The 21,608-nt window shown below is 38.8% G+C and carries 25 protein-coding genes; 10 read left to right on the top strand and 15 right to left on the bottom strand.

The window, feature by feature from the left end; all coding sequences use genetic code 11:
* The first annotated feature begins 365 nt into the window (after positions 1 to 365).
* Complete coding sequence (gene pdhA, locus DV942_RS14525) at positions 366 to 1,361, top strand: pyruvate dehydrogenase (acetyl-transferring) E1 component subunit alpha (protein WP_090981414.1); 996 nt, start codon at positions 366 to 368, stop codon at positions 1,359 to 1,361.
* Positions 1,362 to 1,391: 30 nt separating this feature from the next.
* Complete coding sequence (locus DV942_RS14520; protein ID WP_145858612.1) at positions 1,392 to 3,068, top strand: pyruvate dehydrogenase complex dihydrolipoamide acetyltransferase; 1,677 nt, start codon at positions 1,392 to 1,394, stop codon at positions 3,066 to 3,068.
* A 290-nt stretch (positions 3,069 to 3,358) separates the two neighbouring features.
* On the opposite strand, the gene DV942_RS14515 is transcribed toward DV942_RS14520, so the two are convergent.
* Positions 3,359 to 3,736 carry a GxxExxY protein gene (locus DV942_RS14515; RefSeq protein ID WP_145858610.1) on the bottom strand — a complete coding sequence of 126 codons (378 nt, stop codon included), beginning with the start codon at positions 3,734 to 3,736 and terminating at the stop codon, positions 3,359 to 3,361.
* A 268-nt stretch (positions 3,737 to 4,004) separates the two neighbouring features.
* Between DV942_RS14515 and DV942_RS14510 the strand changes: the two genes are divergently transcribed.
* The 5 genes from DV942_RS14510 (at position 4,005) to DV942_RS14490 (ending at position 7,901) form a co-directional block, all read left to right on the top strand.
* Positions 4,005 to 4,556, top strand: coding sequence for a cupin domain-containing protein (locus DV942_RS14510; protein WP_145858607.1), 552 nt, complete (start codon positions 4,005 to 4,007; stop codon positions 4,554 to 4,556).
* Positions 4,557 to 4,624: 68 nt separating this feature from the next.
* Positions 4,625 to 5,854 carry a serine hydrolase domain-containing protein gene (locus tag DV942_RS14505; RefSeq protein WP_145858605.1) on the top strand — a complete coding sequence of 410 codons (1,230 nt, stop codon included), beginning with the start codon at positions 4,625 to 4,627 and terminating at the stop codon, positions 5,852 to 5,854.
* A gap of 4 nt (positions 5,855 to 5,858) precedes the next feature.
* Complete coding sequence (locus DV942_RS14500) at positions 5,859 to 6,842, top strand: hypothetical protein (RefSeq protein ID WP_145858602.1); 984 nt, start codon at positions 5,859 to 5,861, stop codon at positions 6,840 to 6,842.
* Positions 6,843 to 6,865: 23 nt separating this feature from the next.
* Positions 6,866 to 7,171, top strand: coding sequence for a YbaB/EbfC family nucleoid-associated protein (locus tag DV942_RS14495; protein ID WP_090980942.1), 306 nt, complete (start codon positions 6,866 to 6,868; stop codon positions 7,169 to 7,171).
* 52 nt (positions 7,172 to 7,223) lie between these two features.
* Complete coding sequence (locus tag DV942_RS14490) at positions 7,224 to 7,901, top strand: metal-dependent hydrolase (RefSeq protein WP_145858599.1); 678 nt, start codon at positions 7,224 to 7,226, stop codon at positions 7,899 to 7,901.
* Positions 7,902 to 8,101: 200 nt separating this feature from the next.
* On the opposite strand, the gene DV942_RS14485 is transcribed toward DV942_RS14490, so the two are convergent.
* From DV942_RS14485 to DV942_RS23845, 4 genes are all read right to left on the bottom strand, one after another.
* The gene (locus DV942_RS14485) at positions 8,102 to 8,443 is read right to left on the bottom strand and encodes a hypothetical protein (protein WP_090980946.1); all 342 of its coding nucleotides are present in this window, start codon (positions 8,441 to 8,443) and stop codon (positions 8,102 to 8,104) included.
* Between the two features lie 182 nt (positions 8,444 to 8,625).
* Positions 8,626 to 11,433 carry a DNA polymerase I gene (gene polA, locus DV942_RS14480; protein ID WP_145858597.1) on the bottom strand — a complete coding sequence of 936 codons (2,808 nt, stop codon included), beginning with the start codon at positions 11,431 to 11,433 and terminating at the stop codon, positions 8,626 to 8,628.
* Positions 11,434 to 11,528: 95 nt separating this feature from the next.
* Positions 11,529 to 11,795, bottom strand: coding sequence for a CPBP family glutamic-type intramembrane protease (locus tag DV942_RS24165; protein WP_403001974.1), 267 nt, complete (start codon positions 11,793 to 11,795; stop codon positions 11,529 to 11,531).
* Complete coding sequence (locus tag DV942_RS23845; protein ID WP_244950701.1) at positions 11,714 to 12,226, bottom strand: hypothetical protein; 513 nt, start codon at positions 12,224 to 12,226, stop codon at positions 11,714 to 11,716. The genes DV942_RS24165 and DV942_RS23845 overlap by 82 nt, the downstream gene beginning before the upstream one ends.
* A 57-nt stretch (positions 12,227 to 12,283) precedes the next feature.
* Here DV942_RS23845 and DV942_RS14470 point away from each other — a divergent pair, with 57 nt between their 5' ends.
* Positions 12,284 to 12,964 carry a hypothetical protein gene (locus DV942_RS14470; RefSeq protein WP_134204522.1) on the top strand — a complete coding sequence of 227 codons (681 nt, stop codon included), beginning with the start codon at positions 12,284 to 12,286 and terminating at the stop codon, positions 12,962 to 12,964.
* Between the two features lie 50 nt (positions 12,965 to 13,014).
* Here DV942_RS14470 and DV942_RS14465 read toward each other — a convergent pair whose 3' ends face one another.
* From DV942_RS14465 to trmB, 5 genes are read right to left on the bottom strand one after another with little or no spacing between them, the layout of a single operon-like run.
* The gene (locus DV942_RS14465; protein WP_145858591.1) at positions 13,015 to 13,602 is read right to left on the bottom strand and encodes a DNA-3-methyladenine glycosylase I; all 588 of its coding nucleotides are present in this window, start codon (positions 13,600 to 13,602) and stop codon (positions 13,015 to 13,017) included.
* 1 nt (position 13,603) lies between these two features.
* On the bottom strand, positions 13,604 to 13,966 hold the full coding sequence (locus DV942_RS14460; RefSeq protein WP_134204518.1) for a four helix bundle protein: 363 nt from the start codon (positions 13,964 to 13,966) through the stop codon (positions 13,604 to 13,606).
* Between the two features lie 55 nt (positions 13,967 to 14,021).
* A complete protein-coding gene (locus tag DV942_RS14455; RefSeq protein ID WP_145858588.1) occupies positions 14,022 to 14,375 on the bottom strand; it encodes a carboxymuconolactone decarboxylase family protein in 354 nt (117 codons plus the stop codon).
* Positions 14,376 to 14,432: 57 nt separating this feature from the next.
* Entirely contained in the window at positions 14,433 to 14,768 is a 336-nt protein-coding gene (locus DV942_RS14450; protein WP_145858585.1) for an MGMT family protein, read from the bottom strand.
* A complete protein-coding gene (trmB, locus tag DV942_RS14445) occupies positions 14,768 to 15,418 on the bottom strand; it encodes a tRNA (guanosine(46)-N7)-methyltransferase TrmB (protein ID WP_145858582.1) in 651 nt (216 codons plus the stop codon). The genes DV942_RS14450 and trmB overlap by 1 nt, the downstream gene beginning before the upstream one ends.
* Positions 15,419 to 15,531: 113 nt before the next feature.
* On the opposite strand from trmB, the gene fcl reads away from it, so the two are divergent.
* Positions 15,532 to 16,458 (top strand): GDP-L-fucose synthase, encoded by a 927-nt coding sequence (gene fcl / locus DV942_RS14440; RefSeq protein WP_145858580.1) that lies wholly within the window; start codon positions 15,532 to 15,534, stop codon positions 16,456 to 16,458.
* A 51-nt stretch (positions 16,459 to 16,509) separates the two neighbouring features.
* Here fcl and DV942_RS14435 read toward each other — a convergent pair whose 3' ends face one another.
* Positions 16,510 to 17,637 (bottom strand): glycoside hydrolase family 130 protein, encoded by a 1,128-nt coding sequence (locus DV942_RS14435; protein ID WP_145858577.1) that lies wholly within the window; start codon positions 17,635 to 17,637, stop codon positions 16,510 to 16,512.
* Between the two features lie 205 nt (positions 17,638 to 17,842).
* On the opposite strand from DV942_RS14435, the gene DV942_RS14430 reads away from it, so the two are divergent.
* Positions 17,843 to 18,775, top strand: a complete 933-nt coding sequence (locus DV942_RS14430) for a hydrogen peroxide-inducible genes activator (RefSeq protein WP_090980968.1) — start codon at positions 17,843 to 17,845, stop codon at positions 18,773 to 18,775.
* Positions 18,776 to 19,017: 242 nt separating this feature from the next.
* On the opposite strand, the gene DV942_RS14425 is transcribed toward DV942_RS14430, so the two are convergent.
* From DV942_RS14425 to DV942_RS14410, 4 genes are all read right to left on the bottom strand, one after another.
* Positions 19,018 to 19,479, bottom strand: a complete 462-nt coding sequence (locus DV942_RS14425) for a hypothetical protein (RefSeq protein WP_090980970.1) — start codon at positions 19,477 to 19,479, stop codon at positions 19,018 to 19,020.
* 96 nt (positions 19,480 to 19,575) lie between these two features.
* Positions 19,576 to 20,184 carry a superoxide dismutase gene (locus DV942_RS14420; protein WP_145858575.1) on the bottom strand — a complete coding sequence of 203 codons (609 nt, stop codon included), beginning with the start codon at positions 20,182 to 20,184 and terminating at the stop codon, positions 19,576 to 19,578.
* A gap of 273 nt (positions 20,185 to 20,457) precedes the next feature.
* Positions 20,458 to 20,925 (bottom strand): nucleoside deaminase, encoded by a 468-nt coding sequence (locus tag DV942_RS14415; RefSeq protein WP_145858573.1) that lies wholly within the window; start codon positions 20,923 to 20,925, stop codon positions 20,458 to 20,460.
* A gap of 251 nt (positions 20,926 to 21,176) precedes the next feature.
* Positions 21,177 to 21,512 (bottom strand): tRNA-binding protein, encoded by a 336-nt coding sequence (locus DV942_RS14410; RefSeq protein ID WP_090980978.1) that lies wholly within the window; start codon positions 21,510 to 21,512, stop codon positions 21,177 to 21,179.
* Positions 21,513 to 21,608: the final 96 nt, after the last annotated feature.

Below are 21,608 nucleotides of genomic sequence, written 5' to 3'. Positions count from 1 at the left end.
ATTTCTGTTTTTTATCCACCTTTTTTGATCCAGATTCCCATAAAAAACGGGCTTTCTTCCAAAAAAAGTTTTCTCTTAGTTACGCACTATTCAATGAAAATACTTTATTTTTAAATTATGGATATAAGCAGATTCACAGAATTAAATTTCAGAATAAATTGATTCCATATTACGATAAAGGGAATTGATTTACTTATAAAAAATCAATGTCAACGCAATATTGAAAATAGGGCTTTACATTTAATTGTAAAACAACTGTTAAATCTGATTATAACCCTAATACTATGATGTTTTTACACTAAAAAGTGTCAAAAATTACAATAAAAAAATTAGATTTGCTGTCGCAAAAAAACAAATACCCTAAAATGAGTGCAGTAGAAATAAATAAAGATACCTGGTTAAAGTGGTTCGAGTCGATGTTGCTGATGCGCAAATTCGAAGAAAAAACTGGCCAGTTATACGGACAACAAAAAATACGTGGCTTTTGTCATTTATACATTGGACAAGAAGCTGTAGTTGCAGGTGCAATATCTGCAATGCAAAAAGGTGATTCAATGATTACAACATATCGTGATCATGCTCACGCCTTAGCTTTAGGAGTTAGTGCTGATAGTATTATGGCAGAAATGTACGGTAAAGCTACAGGTTGCTCTAAAGGTAAAGGTGGTTCAATGCACATGTTCAGTAAAGAGCATAACTTCTACGGTGGCCATGCAATTGTTGGTGGTCAGATTCCACTAGGCGCCGGCGTTGCTTTTGCAGAAAAATACAAAGGAACTGATAACGTAAACATTTGTTATATGGGCGATGGTGCAGTGCGCCAGGGTGCATTAAACGAAACTTTTAACATGGCTATGCTTTGGAAATTGCCTGTTGTTTTTGTTTGCGAAAATAATGGTTATGCAATGGGTACTTCAGTACAACGTACCACTAACATGACTGATATCTATAAAATAGGTTTAGGTTTCGACATGCCATGTGCACCAGTTGATGGTATGGATCCTGTTGCGGTACATAATGCTATGGACGAGGCCATCCAGCGCGCACGTAAAGGCGAAGGACCTACTTTCTTAGAAATGAGAACATACCGCTACCGTGGTCACTCGATGTCAGATCCGGCAAAATACCGTACTAAAGAAGAATTAGAAGATTATAAAGCAAAAGATCCTGTTGAATTGGCCAGAGAAACTATTTTGAAAGAAAAATATGCAGATCAGGCCTGGATTGAAGAAGTAGAAGCTAAAGTAAAAGGAATTGTAGATCAGGCAGTAAAATTTGCTGAAGAATCTCCTTGGCCTGATGCATCTGAGTTATACAAAGATGTATATATGCAAGAGGACTATCCTTACGTAATGGACTAATATTAATAAGATTTCAATTAATTAGATATAATGGCTGATGTAATTAAAATGCCCAAAATGAGCGACACCATGACCGAAGGGGTTTTGGCGAAGTGGCATAAAAAGGTGGGCGATAAAGTGAAAAGCGGCGATGTTTTGGCAGAAGTAGAAACTGACAAGGCAACAATGGATATGGAATCTTATTGGGATGGTACCCTTTTATACGTTGGCGTAGAAGAAGGTCAGGCTGTTCCTGTTGATGCCATCATGGCCGTGATTGGTAAAGAAGGCGAAGATTATAAAGCGGCTTTAGAAGCAGAAAAGTCAGGAAGTCAGGATTCGGCAAGTCCGAAAGCTGAAAGCAAAGACGATGCTCCGAAAGCAGAAGATAAAAAAGAAGAAGCTGCCGCTACCCAAGGCGGAGGCTTAAGTGAAGAAGAATTGGCTGCTAAAGGTGTTACGGTAATCCGCATGCCTTTATTGAGCGATACCATGACCGAAGGCGTAATTGCCGAGTGGCATAAAAAAGTGGGTGATAAAGTTAAGGATGACGATGTACTTGCTGATGTAGAAACCGATAAGGCTACAATGGAAGTAATGGGTTATGCAACCGGAACTTTATTGCACATCGGTGTAGAAAAAGGCCAGGCTGCCAAAGTAAATGGAATTATCGCTATCGTTGGTCCTGAAGGTACTGATGTAAGCGGAATTTTGGCAGGTGGTTCAGCTCCAGCGCCCAAAGCTGAAAGCGAAGCACCAAAAGAAGAAAAACAAGCTGCAACTGCTGATTCAAGTTCATCTGCTCCTGTTGCCGAAAGTTCTTCAGATAGCCGCGTTAAAGCATCTCCTTTAGCTAAGAAAATTGCTAAAGATAAAGGAATCGATTTAGCTCAGGTTGCAGGGAGTGCAGAAGGTGGCCGTATCATTAAAAAAGATATCGAAAACTTTAAACCAGCTGCAGCGCCAGCAAAAACAGAATCTGCATCAGCTCCGGCTGCTGAGAAATCTGCTGCACCAGCACCAGTTATTCCACAATTTGTAGGTGAAGTCAAATTTACTGAACAACCAGTTTCGCAAATGCGTAAAGTAATTGCAAAACGTTTGGCAGAAAGTTTATTTACAGCACCACATTTCTATTTAACCATCAGCATTGATATGGACAACGCAATGGCTGCACGTACTGCAATCAACACCGTTGCCCCGGTTAAAGTTTCATTCAATGATATCGTAATCAAAGCAGTTGCTGTTGCCCTAAAACAACATCCTGCTGTTAACTCATCGTGGGGTGGCGATAAAATCCGTTTTAACGAGCACACTAATATTGGTGTAGCCATGGCCGTTGAAGATGGTTTATTGGTACCTGTTGTGCGGTTCGCAGATGGAAAATCTTTATCACACATCTCTGCGGAGGTAAAAGATTTTGGTGCTAAAGCAAAAGCTAAAAAATTACAGCCAGCAGATTGGGAAGGTTCTACCTTTACTGTTTCTAACTTAGGTATGTTTGGTATAGATGAGTTTACTTCCATTATCAACTCGCCTGATGGTGCAATTTTATCAGTAGGTGCGATTCAACAAGTACCTGTGGTTAAAAATGGCGCTGTTGTTCCTGGTAATGTAATGAAACTAACTTTAGGTTGCGATCACCGTGTAGTGGATGGTGCAACCGGAGCAGCTTTCTTGCAAACATTAAAAGGTTTATTGGAAGAACCGATCAGGTTACTAGCGTAAGCAATTTACAGTTTTCAGTTTATACTGACTACATATTAAAAGCCATCCTTTGGGGTGGCTTTTTTGCGTTTAAGTTTTGATAAAAAATTTCCCGCAGATTTCGCAAATAACGCAGATATACAATTATGCGATTTCGAAGCAACCAGCCAGAAACGTTATCAAAGTCCATTCACTTTTCGCCATATAGAACGGATATATCTGATGAATTTGATAAAAAATTTCCCGCAGATGTCGCAAATAACGCAGATATTTAATTATGCGATGTCAAATCAATCAGCCACAAACATTTATCAAAGTCCATTCACTTTTCGCCATATAGAACTTGATATATCTGATGAATTAAAATTAACAAGCAATCCAAGTCGTAAGCCAGAAAGCTTCAGATAAGTAAGTATCTGCTTATGGTGAACTGGCGCAAGTGTTTCTACTGATTTTACTTCGATAATGACCAGATCGTTTATTAATAAATCTATCCGATAGCCGACATCAAGGGTTATACCTTCAAAAACAACTGGTAATTTTACCTGTCGCTTAACATCTAAGCCATTTTCGATTAAAACATAAGTCAATACCGTTTCGTAAACAGATTCTAATAAACCGGGGCCTAATGCATTGTAAACTGTAAATATTGCACCTCTTATTTGATAGGAGATATCATTCTCATCCATAGTATAAAAATTTAATTGGTATTTTTAAATGAGGATGATTAACTAAAAATATTATAATCTCTGTAATTATCAAAATTATAAAATCAGTTTAAGAAAAAGAGAGCAACTCTGCGTTTATCTTCCCAAATCTGCGGGAGAAAAACCTGATAAATCTAAACCCTTTGCTTTACGCCGTGGTCGTGTCCGCACGAATCACTATCATCCCAATTCATCAAATCTCGAAACCCTTTTCCAATTACATTGTTAACTATTGAAACACCCTAAAATCATGGACAAAGAAAAACTGATACAAGAAGCTTATCTCGTTGCACATAAAATTGAAGAAAATGGCAATTTCCCCAACAATCCCAATTTGCCATTGATGATATACAAAGGTACATTCAGGTTGCATCCTGATGATACTGCAGAGGTAATAAAAAGGGTTTTTGCGCAAAACGGTTATACCAACTCCTGGGTAGATGGCATCTTCGATTATCATCACTACCATAGCAATACACACGAAGTAATGGGGGTATTTTGCGGTAAAGCAGATGTACAATTTGGCGGCCAACACGGTGTTTGCATCGAATTGGATAAAGGTGATGTCGTGATTATTCCAGCAGGTGTAGCCCATAAAAAGCTGAACTCAAGTGATGACTTTACGGTTGTTGGCGCATATCCGAATGGCTCAGATTATGATATTAAATATGGCCAGGCAGAGGAGCGTCCTGAAGCTGATAAAACCATTTCTATGGTAAAAAATCCAGATAGCGACCCGGTTTACGGAAGCAAAGGACATTTATTTGAGTGCTGGTATGGCCAAAATTGCGAAAATGTGTAAAACTCTTTTGTTGCAACCGTCTAAAATTCTTTAATTTTCGGGTTTTAAATACACTATCCCCAGTATAAATGAATTTTCGATATATATGTTCAGCATTAGCCCTCTCTGCAACTTTACTAACTGCCTGCTCAGGTAAAAAATCTGAAGAAAAAAAGGAAGCTGATAAAAAAGTCCGTACCAAAGAAGATGATAAGGCAGATAGCCTCTTGCTGGTTTACAACCCGCAAAAAGGCGACAAGTGGATCGCTGACTTTGTAGATAACCTGCATAAAAAATATGGCTTCAACGGAAATATGCTGGTGGCAAAAGATGGAAAAATTCTTTATGAAAAAGCAATCGGCTGGGCCGATTATCTCCATCGTGATAGCTTAAACATCAATTCGGAGTTCGAACTGGCCTCTATTACCAAAACATTTACCGGCACAGCCATTATGCAGCTGGTAGAAGCCGGAAAACTTTCGTTAAACGATGATGTAAAAAAATTCTATCCGAATTTCCCTTACGATGGCATTACGGTAAAGCTGTTACTTTCGCACCGCAGTGGCATGATGAACTACGTTTATTTTATTGATGATATCTGGCGTAAAGAAAAACGCAACATGAAAAAAGGCGTTACCAACCAGGAAGTAATGAACGTTATTGCCGAGCGCAAACCTAATCCATATACCAAACCAGATAACCGATTCCATTATAACAATTCAAATTTTATGGTATTGGGGGCTATTATAGAGAAGGTAACCGGCCAGCGTTATTCGCAATATATGATGGAGCATGTATTTAAACCAGCCGGATTAAAACATACGCACGTATATAGTACAACCGAATATGAAAAAATCCCGGTTGATGTAGTAGGTCACGACCGTACCTGGCGCTATTCCGTAGCACAGAACTTTTTGGACGGCCCAGTTGGAGATAAGGGCATTTATAGTACCGTACATGATTTGGTATTATTTGATAAATATTTAAAGAATGGTAGATTACTAACTAAAAAGAGCCTCGATTCTGCTTATTTGGGCCGTAACAAGCCTGTAAATGGCCACTTTAATTATGGTTATGGCTGGAGAATGTTTGACGGCGAGAATATGGACAAAGTAGTATACCACACGGGATGGTGGCACGGTTTCCGTCATATTTATGTAAGAGACTTAAGCAAAAATATTCTGGTTATATTTTTAGGTAACTTAACAAACGGTAGTTTAATGCATTTGGATGACCTTTACAAGCATTTAAATATGCCCATTATACGTAAAGGTGCATACCACGGCAACGGCAGTTTACCTGGATCAGACGAAGACTAAAATTATGGCAAAAACAAAATGGATAATCGGACCGGATACATTAACCATCTATCCTAAAAGAAATTTAAGGATTATTGGCATTATTTTTTTTGTACTTTTTGCGGCGTTCATTTTCTTTTTGTTCAGATCAATGCCGGGTTATTCTAGGGGTTTTACCTTGGGATATTATGCCATCTTTTTGTTGATTCCTCTGATGTTGATTTTTGCTGCCGAAACAAAAGTAATTTTTGACGGAAGCAGCAGGGTTTTATATAAAAAGATTGCTTTTTTGCCCATCGGATCAATCCCTTTCGATGATATTGCTTCTGTTGAACCATACGAAGTATTAGGGAGCGGCTTTAATTATAAACTGTTTAGAAAAAGTAACCGGCACGGCAGTGGTTTATTGGTTTCTGCCGGATATAGTAAACCTACTGATGTCAACCTAATTGCTTTTCAGCAGGAGGTATTGCCAAAAATTGATGAACTCGTTTTCGCTAATGCGCCCATAATTCCTAAACAGGCTATTTACGACTTTAAATTTTTCAGAGAAGAAAGTGGTGTTTACCAATTGCGCGATAACAAAACAGGAAGTTTTATTTTTGGATTGATTTTCATCGGTGCTACCGTTGCCATATTGTTTAGTCCTGATTTTATTTCAGGAGAAGGATCCTTTCAAAAAATACTGTTGACATATTTCCCAGCGATAATTGGCTTTGCTTTACTTTTCGCAGCAACCTCCAGTATTCGATTTGATAAAAACCAGAAGAAGATTATCCGCTCAACCTTTGCCGGTCGTTTTAATAAAGAATATTCCTTTGATGAACTAATCCGCTTTCAGGTGATCCGTAAAACCACTAATTTTATTTATTCTGGCACCGAAGTTAGGGCAGAGATTTTTTTGCCTGCTAAAAACAAAACAACCGTATTAAACCTTAAAAGCTTTATAGGCACTAAAAAGATTGAGCGCTTCCTCGATGAGGCCAATACCATTTTAGGCCGGATTTAGTTTTATTATAAAAGAAAACGATTATGTTCGATAAATTATTTGCGGCACAACAAAAAGCCGAAGAAATTAAAAAACGCCTGGATACCATATCCGTATACGGGGAAGTTGAAAATGGTGCCATCAGAATTACTGCAACGGCAAATAAGGCCATTACTGCGGTTGCCATTGATGAAGAATTTTTAAAAGGTGCTGATAAAGAAGAATTGGAAGAACTGTTGCTAACCGCTATTAACAAAGCAATGGCAAGTGCAGAACAAGTAAGCGCAGCCGAAATGCAGGCATCAGCACAAGATATGCTGGGTGGCTTAGGTGGCATGTTTGGCCAATAATATATCATCAAATTATCTTGATACTCAAATCAACCTACTTGATACGAAAACTATGAAATATACTTATTACGGCCAATCCTGTTTCGTGTTGGAAACAGCTGGTAAAAAATTATTATTTGATCCGTTTATATCGCACAACCCGTTAGCGAAAAACATAGACACTAAGGCGATTGAGGCTGATTATATCTTGGTAAGCCATGGTCATGCCGACCACGTAGCAGACTTGGTTGAGCTGGCTAAACAAACTCAGGCGACGGTTATTGCAATGCCGGAGATTATCGATTGGGTTTCTAAACAGGGCATAGAGAAAGTACACGGAATGAATTTTGGCAAATTCACCTTCGATTGGGGAACCGTACGCATGGTACCTGCCACACATTCATCTAGCCTACCTGACGGAAGTTATGGCGGAAATCCTGCTGGTTTTGTGCTTGAGGTTGACGGTAAACAAATTTATTTTGCAGGCGATACGGGTTTAACCATCGAGATGAAAGTTTTAGCGGATATTTATAACCTGGATTATGCCATCTTACCGATTGGTGGAAATTATACCATGGATGTTGATGATGCTTTGATTGCAACAAAATATTTCGATTGCGATAAAGTAATTGGCGTTCACTATAATACTTTCCCGGTGATCGAAATTGATACCCAGACCGCGTTAGATAAATTTGCACGCGAGCAGAAAACCTTATTACTACCGGAGATTGGTGAAACCATAAGTTTATAGTTTCGCCGAACCGTCATTTCGACTGAAGTGCAATCCCGAATGTTCGGGAGAGAAATCTATCTCAAGGTAGATCTCTCCGCTACACTGCGTTCCGGTCGGGATGACGATTTTTTTAGGGTGACGCCACTAAGATTAAATTATCTTAAACAAAAAAAGGCCTCCAGTTTTCATTGGAGACCTTTCAAATTATAAACCTGAACCTAATTTTTTTTGGCGGCAGCTTTATTTGCTTTGTAACGCATATCTGCTGTACCGTCTTTTTTAGTTGGGCCAGCAACTTTGGTTACTGCCTTAGCTTTATTTTCTTTAAAACGCATATCTGGTGTACCGTCTGCTTTTACTTTAGCAGCTGTAGTAGTCGTTTTAGTCTCTACTTTTTTAGCTTCCTGTTTTGCTCCTGCTTTAACTGGTGCTGTTGTTGTTTTAACTTCTTTTTTTACAACGGTTTTAGCTTTAGCTGGAGTGGCTGTTGCTGGTGTTTGAGCAAATGCTGTTGTTAAACCAAATGCTGCGATTGCGATTAAACTCAATAACTTTTTCATAATTTTTAGATTTTTTTTAATTGTTATGAAGCTTCTTCGTTTCACTCCGAGGTTTCATAATTTCTGATTTTTTATTTTACTCGTTTATTTTGTTGATATAAAATTCTAAAATCGATATGAAGTTTTAATGAAGATAATAAACATTTTGATTTAAGATAATTCTGCACCATCTCATTATGAATTTAATGTGCCTCAAGCCAATTATTGCCCTCACCAATTTCTACCACAATCGGTACAGTTAATTTAATGGCATTGGCCATCTTATCCTGGATAATTGCCTTCATTGCCTCTTTTTCCGATCTAAGCACATCAAAAACCAACTCGTCATGTACCTGCATGGTCATGGTTGATTGCAGATTTTGTGCTTTCATCTCTTTATGGATATTGATCATGGCAATCTTGATCATATCGGCCGCAGAGCCCTGAATAGGTGCGTTGATGGCATTCCGTTCAGCAAAACCCCTTACGGTCTGGTTAGCCGAATTAATGTCTCTCAAATAACGTCTTCTACCCATTATGGTTTCTACATAGCCATTCTCTCGTGCAAAATTCATGGTATCGCTCATGTAACGTTTAATACCAGGATACTGGGCAAAATACTGCTCAATGATTTCAGCCGCTTCTTTACGAGGAATACCTAAGTTCTGCGATAAACCAAAGGCAGATTGGCCATAAATGATCCCAAAGTTAACCGCTTTGGCATTTCTGCGTTGCGTTCCATCCACTTCTTCAATACTAACGCCATATACTTTGGCTGCTGTTGCCGTGTGGATATCAATCCCTTTGCTAAAAGCATCAAGCATGTTTTCTTCCTTGCTTATCTCTGCAATAATGCGCAACTCTATCTGCGAATAATCGGCTGATAACAAAATGTGGTTTTCATCTCTTGCAATAAAAGCTTTACGCACTTCTCTTCCACGCTCGGTACGGATCGGGATATTCTGTAAATTGGGATTATTGGAACTCAATCTTCCGGTTGCAGCAACCGCCTGATTATAAGAAGTATGCACCCTCCCGGTTTTAGGATTAACCATAAGTGGCAATGCATCCACATAGGTTGATTTAAGTTTTTGTAACTGACGGAAATCTAAAATATCCTGTACAATATCACTTTTACTGGCTAAGGCCATTAAAATATCTTCTCCGGTTTGGTACTGACCGGTTTTTGTTTTTTTGGCTTTCGGATCGAGCTGAAGTTTATCAAATAAAACCTCTCCCAATTGCTTTGGTGATGCGAGGTTAAATTTAATTCCGGCTTTGTCGTACACATTCTGTTCGAATTTGATAATTTCAGTCTCCAGCTCTTTGGAATAAGCCTGTAAGGTTTCAATATCAATCCGAACACCTTCTTTCTCTATATCTGCCAATACATAAACCAAAGGGTTTTCAATTTCTTCGGCAAGTTTGGCTGCATTTAGTTCTTTTAATTTGGGTTCAAAGATGTGTGCCAGCTGCAAAGTTACATCGGCATCTTCAGCGGCATAATCTACTACATCTGCCACAGGAACATCTCGCATCGTAAGCTGGTTTTTACCTTTTGCCCCGATCAGTTTGGTAATCGAGATCGGTGAGTAACCAAGATAGTTTTCCGATAGAACGTCCATTCCATGGCGTGTATCGGGATCAATCAGGTAATGCGCCAGCATGGTATCAAAAACTTTTCCTTTTACTTCTACGCCATACCATTTTAATACCAGGATATCGTATTTGGTATTCTGACCGATTTTCTCGATAGCTTCATTTTCCAATACGGCTCTAAATTCATCAATAATTGACTGTGCCGCTGCTCTTTCGGCAGGAACCGGAATATAATAACCTGTTCCAGGTTTAATGGAAAACGATAGACCCACCAAATCGGCCATGTTTGCATCGGTACCTGTAGTCTCAGTATCGAATGATATCCGCTTTTCGGCTAGCAACAACTTAATCAGGTCAGCACGCTGTTCGGCAGAATCAACCAATTGGTAATCATGTTCCGTGTTTTCAATGGTTTTAGCTGGTAATTTTTCTGCTGGTTCTTCCTCCAGCGTATTGGTATATTGGATGGTTTCTCCAGATTGATTGCCAAACAAATCGGTTTGAGTACCTTCCTGGAAGCGGGCTGTGGTTACCGAGAATTCATCACCAAATACCCTGCGCCCTAGCGTCCTGAATTCCAATTCGGTAAATAATGGCTCCAACAAATCGCGGCTTGGATCACAAAGTTCTAAACTGGCTTCGTCAAGTTCAACCGGAACATCTAACAGAATGGTGGCTAGTTTTTTGGATATTAATCCCTGTTCTGCAAAATTTTCTACATTCTCACGTTGTTTTCCTTTTAGCTCATGTGAATGGGCAATAATGTTCTCCATAGAACCGTATTGCTTGATCAGGGCTTTTGCGGTTTTCTCCCCAATCCCCGGAATACCCGGAATATTATCTACAGCATCACCCCATAATCCCAGGATATCAATAACCTGTAATACATTTTCGACCTCCCACTTAGCCAATACTTCTTTTACACCCAATATTTCCATATCGTTGCCCATGCGGGCTGGTTTATAAATAAAGATATTTTCAGAAACCAACTGGGCAAAATCCTTGTCAGGCGTCATACAATAAACCTGATAACCTTTTTGTTCCGCTTTTTTAGCCAGTGTACCTATAATATCATCAGCTTCGTAGCCATCAGAAGTAATTACCGGAATATTAAAACCTGTAATTAATTTAAGTACATAAGGCATTGCTGCAGCCAGGTCTTCAGGCATGGCCTGGCGGTGTGCTTTATAGGCTTCGAAAGAAGTATGTCTTTCTGTTGGTGCGTCCGTATCGAAAACTACGGCAATATGTGTCGGTTTTTCTTTCTTCAAAACATCCAGCAAGGTATTAGTAAAGCCCATTACTGCAGATGTATTGATGCCTGTTGAGGTAAAACGCGGATTTTTACTGAGTGCAAAATGCGCCCTGTACATAAGCGCCATACCATCAAGGAGAAAGAGTTTTTTATTCATGTGATTACACTGATTTAATGATTACACCGATAAATGAATTTACCGGATGATAAAAGTAACCAAAGTTAAAGGTTTAGAAAAGATATAGTTTCAATTTAACTGAAAAAGAACTCTAGTAATATCATTATAAAATTAAAGATGCTGTGTAGTAAGATGGAGTTAATTAAACCATATTTAATGCGCATATAGCCCATAGATAGTCCGGAAAAGAATTGCGAAATTACAAATATAATGAAGACCGGATCGCTAAGCGTTAAGTCTTTAATGTTGGTTAAATGGATTAAACCAAATATGATGGCTGAATAATAAAAGAGGTATCCAAACGATTGCCGCTGAAAAACCACCTTTTTACGGATATCCATTCTTTTAAAATATCCGCGTATAATGAGGGATATGAAAAAGAAAAAGTATAAATTGGCCATTTTAGAAAGGGGCTGTTTATAAAATAATCGGCTATTAAGGCTAAAGTAAAACAAACAAAATATATGGGTAGGTATTTACTTCTTAAATGCCACCTAAACAATGATTCTTCTAATAAAGGAGCTAAAATACAGGCAATAATTAGCGCTACTGTTAAACCGAGTTTTTTCAGAATATCGAATTTTTCAACATATTCATCTATAATTTCGAAATGTAGCAGCGTATAATAAATGCCCATTATTATGCCAGCAAATAATAAATCGAGTATAATCAACCATACTAGATCTCTCCAAAGAGATTTATTATCTTTACTGAGTTTTAGAAGTTTTGGCTTTTTTAAGAAATCCCAAAATGCTGAGAGCGTTTCAATCATTACTGTTTTTGGATATTATTTTTAAATAATCTACGTTGTATCCGATATTGCTAACTTATGAAGATTTTTAACCTTTTTATTTTATTTTTTTCAATAACGTTTACCACTTATGCACAAGATTTTATCGTTAAAAATAACGATGAGGTGATCCGTGGAACGATAAAAGGCACGGATTATTTTTCTGTTTTCATCAGTGCCAACGATGAAGCGGACATGATTTTGCCAGCAAAGGATGTAAAAAACTTCTTCTGGAATGGCGATAGCTTTGTAAGCAAAGGATTTGCCAATGGCCGCAATTTCGAATATCGTTTTGTTAAGGTCATTGAAATGGGAACAGTTAATCTTTACTCTTTTGGCGGAGGTACACTCGTGCCACAAGTGAAAGAGAAAAAGGTAAAATTCAGGCCATCAATTGGGATCGGAACAGGAACAGGTGGTTTTGGTGGCATGGGTATGGGTGGCGGTATCAGTATTGGAGGTGGACGAAACTCAGCTCCCGAAAGACCTGCAGGAGCACCTGCTGTCCGCTATTTTATTGAAAAACCCGGCGCGGGGCCTTTACAGGAAGTACCGATGAAAGCAATAACCGAGGAGGCTAAAAAGTTAGAGGTTAAAAATATCCTGCTGCAGAAAATAGGGGATCAGCCGGAATTAAAAGCCAAAGTTGAAGCTGGAACAGATTTTAATAGCAGGGATGTTATTGAATGGGTTAAGGAATATAATGCGGCAAAAAAATAAAGCCAGGCTTAATAATAGATTTTTAGGATTATAGGATCGTTTTGCATAAATCATCTTGTACGACAATTTAATAAATGATCGTTCACCATCCCGGTTGCCTGCATAAATGCATAACAGATGGTGGTGCCGAAAAACTTGAAGCCACGTTTTTTCATGTCTTTACTGATCTGGTCGGACAGTTCCGTTCTAGGCGGAACATCGCTCATCTTCTCAATATGGTTTATGATGGGCTTGCTTTCCGGAACAAAACTCCATATATATTTAGAAAAGCTACCAAATTCTTTCTGGATTTCCATAAACAATTTGGCATTGGTAATGGCACCAGTCACTTTTAAACGGTTACGGATAATGCCTTCATCGTTCATCAGTCTCTCTACATCTTTTTCGGTAAAAGCAGCTACCTTCTTTACATCAAAATCTGCAAAGGCCTTACGGTAGTTTTCGCGTCTTCTGAGGATGGTAATCCAGTTCAAACCAGCTTGTGCGCCTTCGAGTATCAAAAATTCGAATAAAATCTGATCATCGTAAACAGGTTTTCCCCACTCTTCATCATGGTACTTAATATAAAGCGGATCGGAACCGGCCCAGGAGCAGCGTGTTACTGAGTCCTTAGTCTTGAGTCCGGAGTCTTGAGTCATACTAAGCGAATTTTGAAGGATGGCTGATCATGAAATTTAATAATTTGCTTATTTCTTCACACTGAGCATCCAAATAATTGAATTTTTCTTCGGTGATATAATTACAGGCTAGCGCTACATCTAACCAAACTTGCGTTTCACCATTTTCCATATCTGCATCTGAAAGTTTACTTACAAAGTGATTTGGGTATCTTCTCTTTTTGTATGCTTCACCGATACTGCTACAAACAGACCTTGAAGATCTACGCATCTGATCTACTAAACTGTATTGCTCTGACTTTGGGAAATCTTTCGTCAAATTAAAGATGTCCATCAAAAGAGCGAATCCTTTTTTATAAGCGATTAATTCTCTAAACTTTCCCATATTTTTTCAACCAATATAATAATTTGGGAAGAGAAAAAGACTATCGACTTAGGACTTAAGACTCCGGACTAGAATTCAACTCGTCCCAATACTCTACAGCTCTCCGGTAATGCGGTATTACAATGCTACCACCTACCAGATTGGCGATCATGAAAATTTCGTTCATTTCATCATGGTTTACACCGGCATCGAAACATTTGCCCAGGTGGTATTTAATACAATCATCGCAGCGCAAAACCATTGAGGCCACCAGACCCAACATCTCTTTCGTTTTAACGTCCAAAGCTCCATCGGCATAAGTAGTTGTATCAAGCGCAAAAAAACGTTTGATATTTGTATTTGCCGTTTCCATAATCCTATCGTTCATTTTTTCACGATAGCCGTTAAACTCTTCTACAAGCTTTCCCATAAATAATTAATTATTGAATGAATGATTTTTTGAGTGAGCGCATGACGTTAATTTTATTCAATCAAAGTTGATTTCTTCCAGTGGATTCCAGAATACTTTTTTAAAGTTTACCACTTTATCGTTCTTCACTTCAATGCCTTCTTGTTTCAACAACTCTTCCATTAGTTCCGGTGGATTAAAATGGAACTTTCCGGTAAGCAATCCACTGCTGTTTACTACCCGATGTGCAGGTACCTGGGGATGGGCGGCGCCGGCATAAAGCATGGCATGCCCTACCATTCTTGATGATTTTGCTGCACCTAAACTTTTCGCGATGGCTCCATAAGAAGTTACCCTTCCTTTCGGAATTAACCGGGCAATCTCATAAACCTGTTCATAAAAGTTGGTATTCATTATTCAAAAGAAAACTGAATATAATTAATATTTTTGTCGTGTAGTAAGTATTTCTTCTCGTAATAGGTTTTGATCGACAGTACCTCATCAACCAGATCTGAAGTATACAAATGATCGGTATTTTTATGTACAGGCAGGTTTAATTCTGCAACCTTTTCGCAAGTGTAAGCATATAACTGATCATTATCTGTTTTCAGATTAACATATCCACCTGGTTTTAACACCAATTTATAACGGTTCAAAAATGCCGGAAAAGTTAAACGTTTTTTCTCACGGCTATCCTGAGGCTGTGGATCCGGAAAGGTGATCCAGATTTCGTCGATTTCTCCTTCATTAAAATATTCCAGTATGTTTTCAATCTGTATCCTTAAAAAAGCAACATTATCTATTCCATCTTCAATAGCCGTTTTGGCTCCGCGCCAGATGCGGTTGCCCTTGTAATCCACCCCAATAAAGTTCTTCTCCGGAAATAGCCTCGCCAGATTTACCGAGTATTCACCCTTTCCACAGGCCAGTTCCAGTACAATAGGGTTTGCATTTTTAAAATGCGCTGAAGCCCAATTGCCCTTTAAAGCTTTTCCTTGTTCTAATTGATATACGTTTGCAAATGTTTCTATTTCTGCAAAACGCCTAAGTTTATCTTTACCCAAAAGTTTTTTTTCTGCAAAAATACAATTAAATCAATAATCGGGGTTTCTTTTGCCGCAAAGATTGGTGCCAATTTTATTTAGGAATCGTATTTTTGTGCCTTATAAAAATTACCGTGGAAAAAAACGCAAAAATATATGTTGCAGGCCATCGTGGTATGGTAGGCTCGGCCATTTACCGCAAACTGCAAAAAGACGGTTACGAAAACATCATTACCAGAACTTCATCAGAGCTTGATCTGCGCAGCCAACAGGCGGTTACTGATTTCTTTACTGAAGAAAAACCGGATTATGTCTTTCTTGCAGCAGCAAAAGTTGGTGGTATCGTAGCCAACAACACTTACAGAGCCGATTTTCTTTATGAAAATTTAGCCATCCAGAATAATGTTATCCATAACGCGTACTTAAATAACGTTAAGAAACTGATGTTTTTGGGTTCGAGCTGTATTTACCCAAAAATGGCTCCGCAACCTCTCAAAGAAGATTACCTTTTAACAGGCACTTTAGAACACACCAACGAGCCTTATGCCATTGCCAAAATTGCAGGGATTAAAATGTGCGATGCCTATCGCGATCAGTACGGCTGTAATTTCATCTCCGTAATGCCCACAAATTTATATGGCTTTAATGATAACTATCATCCTCAAAACTCACATGTTTTGCCCGCTTTGATCCGTAAGGTGCATGAGGCAAAAATTAACGATGAAAAAGAAGTTGTGGTTTGGGGTTCGGGTTCACCCATGCGCGAATTTTTATTTGCAGATGATTTAGCTGATGCCTGCTATTTCTTAATGCAAAACTATAACGAGCCACACTTGATCAACATTGGTACCGGACAGGATCTAACCATCAAAGACCTGGCTTTGCTAATCAAAGATGTCCTGGGATTTGACGGGGAACTGGTATTCGATGCCACAAAACCAGATGGCACCCCACGCAAATTAATGGATGTTAGTAAACTTCATCGTTTAGGCTGGAAACATACGACCGAGCTTAAAGAAGGTATTGCCCTGGCTTATCAGGATTTCGAAAGCCGATATTAAATAAATTTACAAGGGCGTTTAACATACCGTTGCGCCCTTGTGTTTTGCACTTTATTTTGGGGAAGCAGGATTATAAACGGCTACTGCTACCCGGCTATCTGCACAGCCATAATATAAAAACCACTTCTTTTTGAAATAGACCAACCCCTCCATAAAAACCGTACCGGAAGGGTATTGCCCACTTTTTTCGAAAGGGGCTGTAGGCACAAAAAAAGGTTGATCGAGCCGCGCAATCACTTTTGATGGATTATTAAGATCGAATAACACCTGCCCGGCCGAATAGGTATTGGCTACATAGTTAGTATCCCTTCTGGCATCGCCCCTGTTTTTGCCATTATAAAGTACCAATATGCCCTGGTCGGTAACAATCGCCGGCGGACCACATTCTGTTAAATCGCTATCGAAATAGTGTTCCCTGGGCTTCACAATCATATCCAGTTCATTCTTTGCGTTTAATGCAGGCTCCCAGTTAACAAGGTCAGTTGAGGTTGCAATATTCATGAAACGTTCGCCCCAGTACATCATATATTTACCGTTTATTTTGGCAATTACCTGTTTACCGTTTTCTAACTTCGTAACAATTGAACCAGATTTACATTTGAGGTCTTTAAATTTACCATGATAGGCTTTACCAAACGCAGGACCGTGTTTGGTCCAGTGTTTTAAATCTTTGGAAGTGGCCACGGCGAGGCGGAATATATTGCGGTTCCATTGTGTATATAACATTACATATATACCCTCTGCAGTAACAGCAATACGTGGATCTTCGCAACCACCCGGCCATTCGTTTGCTTTCTGCTCATCTTCACCGGGATAGAACACCGGCTCCGGACTACGTTTCATTTTAATGCCGTCACTGCTTTCTGCCATTCCTATCCTGGAAGTACGCATACCTATTCCATTGCCAGAACGATCTTCACTACGGTATAATACATAAATCTTATTTTTATGTACAGCGGCAGCGGGATTAAAGACATCGCCGGCCTCCCAGGCTATTTTTTGCCTGAGTATGGGATCCATAAAAAAACTTTCTGTTTTTGGCGAAATAATGGGATTTACATTTTCTGGCCGTAGAAACGGCCCAAGTGCCCAATCTGGAAGTTTATCCTGGGCATTTACCGCGAAGGATAGTGGAAGAAAAACAACAAAAAGGAATAAACGCAAAATGGTCTTGTTCATCTACTAAAATACTAATTAATCTGCTAAGCTGGTAATAGTATAATTACCTGAAATTAAATTAACCAGATTAAAATCGCTCTTCAACTTTTTGTTTAAAGAATCATATAATTCAATTATTTTGGTTGAAATCATGCAGCAAAATGCCAATCATTTTTAATTATAGTTAAAATTGATATATTTGGAATGATCAATCAATTTTACCTATATGACTTTAGTTCAGCTCGAATATATTGTTGCCGTAGATACTTATAGAAGTTTCGTAACTGCAGCCGAAAAGTGTTTTGTAACCCAGCCTACCTTAAGTATGCAGGTACAAAAATTGGAGGAATTAATCAGTGTTAAAATTTTCGACAGGAGCAAACAGCCTGTAAGTCCGACAGAAATTGGTGCGCAGATTATTGCCCAGGCAAGAATTATCTTACAGGAAAGCGGAAAAATTAAAGAGTTGATCAGCAGTCAGCAGCAAGATGTAATGGGCGAGCTGAAAATCGGGGTGATCCCAACTATTGCCCCATATTTATTGCCAGAGGTGATTTCGGCCATGCTGGATAAATACCCTGAATTAAAGCTTTTAATCTGGGAATATACCACCGAAGACATCATTCATCACTTAAAAACCGGTGTGCTGGATTGCGGTATTTTAGCTACGCCGCTCACCGATCCAAACATCACAGAAACTCCCCTGTACTATGAAAATTTTGTAAGTTACATCAGTAAAAACAGCAAGCTGTACAAAAAGAAATCACTTGATGCCGAAGACCTGAACGACGAAAATATCTGGCTCTTAAATGAAGGTCATTGTATGCGAAACCAGGTATTGAACATTTGCCGTTCTACAAAAAACAACAGGCTACAGGGACTCGAATACAATACAGGTAGTGTAGAAACCCTCGTGCGTATGGTTGATTTAAATGGGGGTGCAACACTATTACCCGAATTGGCCATCGCACAACTGGATGCGAAGCAAACCAACAAGGTACGCCATTTTAAATCGCCAGAGCCTGTACGAGAGATTAGTTTGGTGACCCATAAAAACTTTATTAAGAAACGGATGCTTAACGCTTTAAAAGATGAGATTTTAGTCATTATCCCAAAAGCGATGAAGCAAAAAAAGAAAAAAGATATTGTTGGGATTTAATTGCTTGCTTCGCTACCGTCATGCTGAATTTAGTTCAGCATCTTTCTTGATGTAAAGACCCTGAAATAAATCAGATAGCCATCGGATCAGGGTGACGACACTCCAGTAAGTGCCTACATCAAATAAAACAGATCTTTTAAATTTAGTGAATTAACTTTTGATCCTTATCTAAATGCCACGCCAGTTTACAACCTGTTGCAGCAGGATTTTCATCTTCTAAAAAGCTCAGATAATTAAAAAAATTACTGATTTTGTTTTTCTACCGGAGGAGCAGATAGCAATCCTTTGATATCACTCTCCACTTCTTCCTCTTCGCCTTTTTTCTTTTTCTTGTTTTTTGATTTTAAACCTTTACCACTTAAACGCTCCTCAATAATTTTATCATATTCGGTTTGTTGCTCTGGCCTTAAAACGTTGCGGATGTTTTTCGAGGTTTCGTTCTGAAGCTTATAAAATTTATCTACATCCTCCTCGCGTGAGTTACCGGCCTGTTGTCTTTTAATTAAATCAGCTTGTTCTTTTGCCTGATTATAGGTATAACTATAAATGACACTTTTTTGCGTACCGTTTAGTTTTAATCGTTTTTCCAGATCATCTACATTCTTTTGAGCAATTTCTGCCGGGGTAGGCATTTTATTCTGTTGTGCACGTACCAGCACATTTACGCCAACAATAATTAAAAATAAAACTACAAGCCTTTTCATTTTGAATATTTTATATGCGAAGTTACTTAAATATCTTAAAACAAGAAAGTCCCGATCTACACCGGGACTTCTCTTCAATTTTATAAAACGTTTCGCTTACAAAGCTTTTTTGTAAAGTTCAGCAACTGCATCCCAGTTGATTACATTCCAGATTGCTGCTAAATAATCAGGGCGTTTGTTTTGATATTTTAAATAATAAGCGTGCTCCCAAACATCAATACCCAAAATTGGCGTTCCTTTTACTTCGGCAATATCCATTAAAGGATTATCCTGGTTAGGTGTAGAAGAAACCTGAAGTTTTTTATCTGCACTTACTGATAACCAGGCCCAGCCTGAACCAAAACGTGTAGCACCAGCCTCCTGTAATTTAGTCTTAAGCTGAGCAAACGAGCCAAAAGTTTCATTAATTGCTTTAGCTAAATCGCCGGTTGGCTCACCGCCTTTGTTCGGACCTAAAATGTTCCAGAATAAAGAGTGGTTATAGTGTCCACCGCCATTGTTTCTAACAGCTGCAGGGTATTTTGAAATGTTTTTAACAATTTCCTCGATGCTTGAATTTGCCTCCGGCTTACCTTCTAACGCTTTGTTTAGGTTGGTAACATATGCCTGGTGGTGTTTATCATGGTGGATTTCCATGGTGGTTTTATCAATATGCGGTTCTAATGCATCGGTTGCGTAATGTAACGCAGGTAATTCAAAAGCCATAGTTTTATGTTTAAAGATTAAAAAAATATTTCTGTAGCAAATATAACATTACAACGTTAAGATTTGTTCATGTTATTATCATCAAATCACTTTCTGGGTTAATGTTGTAATGTTGAAGGCTTTAATGCTGGAAGGTTTTTTGTAAAATCAGCATCGTCCTCCTTTACAACAAAGGATGCTCAATATCGGCGATTGAATTGCTATACCAGCGCTTAACGCATTACAAATACGCAGCTCAATAATCCTCATTAAAAACGAGGACAATTAGACTAACTACCTCTTCTTCGCAAAGAAATCCTTCATCAGCATACCGCATTCTTCAGCCATTACGCCGCCTTTTAAAAGCGTTTTAGGATGCAGCAGTTGAGCATTCCTGGAGATAAAGCCTCTTTTTTCTTCCCTTGCGCCATAAACAATGCGACCGATCTGTGTCCAATAACTTGCGCCGGCACACATTACACAAGGCTCAATGGTTACATATAAAGTACAATCCCTTAAATATTTACCTCCAATGGTTTGAGCGGCAGAGGTAAAAGCCTGCATTTCAGCATGTGCGGTCACATCGTTAAAACGTTCGGTTAAATTGTAGCCACGGCCTATAATCCTGTTTTTACTGACTACGATTGCCCCGATCGGAATTTCATCTTCGGCAAGAGCCTTTTTTGCCTCTTCCAAAGCCAGTTTCATATAGTGAATATCTTCTTCTTCGGGATCGGTATTTTCGAAATTGTAAAAACTCATGAGGCAAATATAGGGTAATAATGACCAAAAAAGGCTTCCGGAGGCTCCAACGGCAAAGGGCCGGCAAAACTGCTGAAGTCTGAGTTGAAAATTGGTTAGGTTTTGGAGCGCAGTATCAGCGCTCATTGGCTGCTTCAGTCCTGCTTTACGCTCCAAGTCCTCTCCCGGTGAAAAACCGGGATTGCGGGCTTTCCGCTGCAATCAGGGCTAATTGGCCGCAGCAATTACGTGTAAACCCCGGAAGCTAACTATTAAACCAATTTACTTCCGTTCGGCACTTTACGCTCTACCGTAGTTAATACAATATCTCCGTTTTCATCAGCGAAACCGGTTACTAAAAATTCTGACATAAATTTCCCGATTTGTTTTTTAGGGAAATTGATCACCCCGACAATCTGTTTTCCAGGTAATTCTTCCAATGTATAATGTTTGGTAATCTGCGCGCTGCTCATTTTGATACCATATTCGCCGAAATCTACCTTTAATTTATATGCTGGTCTTCGGGCTTCAGGAAATTCGAAAGCCTCAAGAATAGTACCTACCCTTAATTCAACCTTTTCGAAGTCGCCCCATGTAATTTGTTCCATATGATTAATGTATATGACGCAAAAATATAAAATATTAAAGCATTAGACACAGCTTCAAATGATTCGAAGTATTTAACCGTTTGGCATTAAACACAA

The organism is Pedobacter suwonensis (genome assembly GCF_007833675.1).
GTDB classification, from domain to species: Bacteria; Bacteroidota; Bacteroidia; order Sphingobacteriales; family Sphingobacteriaceae; genus Pedobacter; species Pedobacter suwonensis.
Note: the sequence above shows the minus strand (reverse complement) of the source record. Positions and strands in the feature narration are given on the sequence as shown.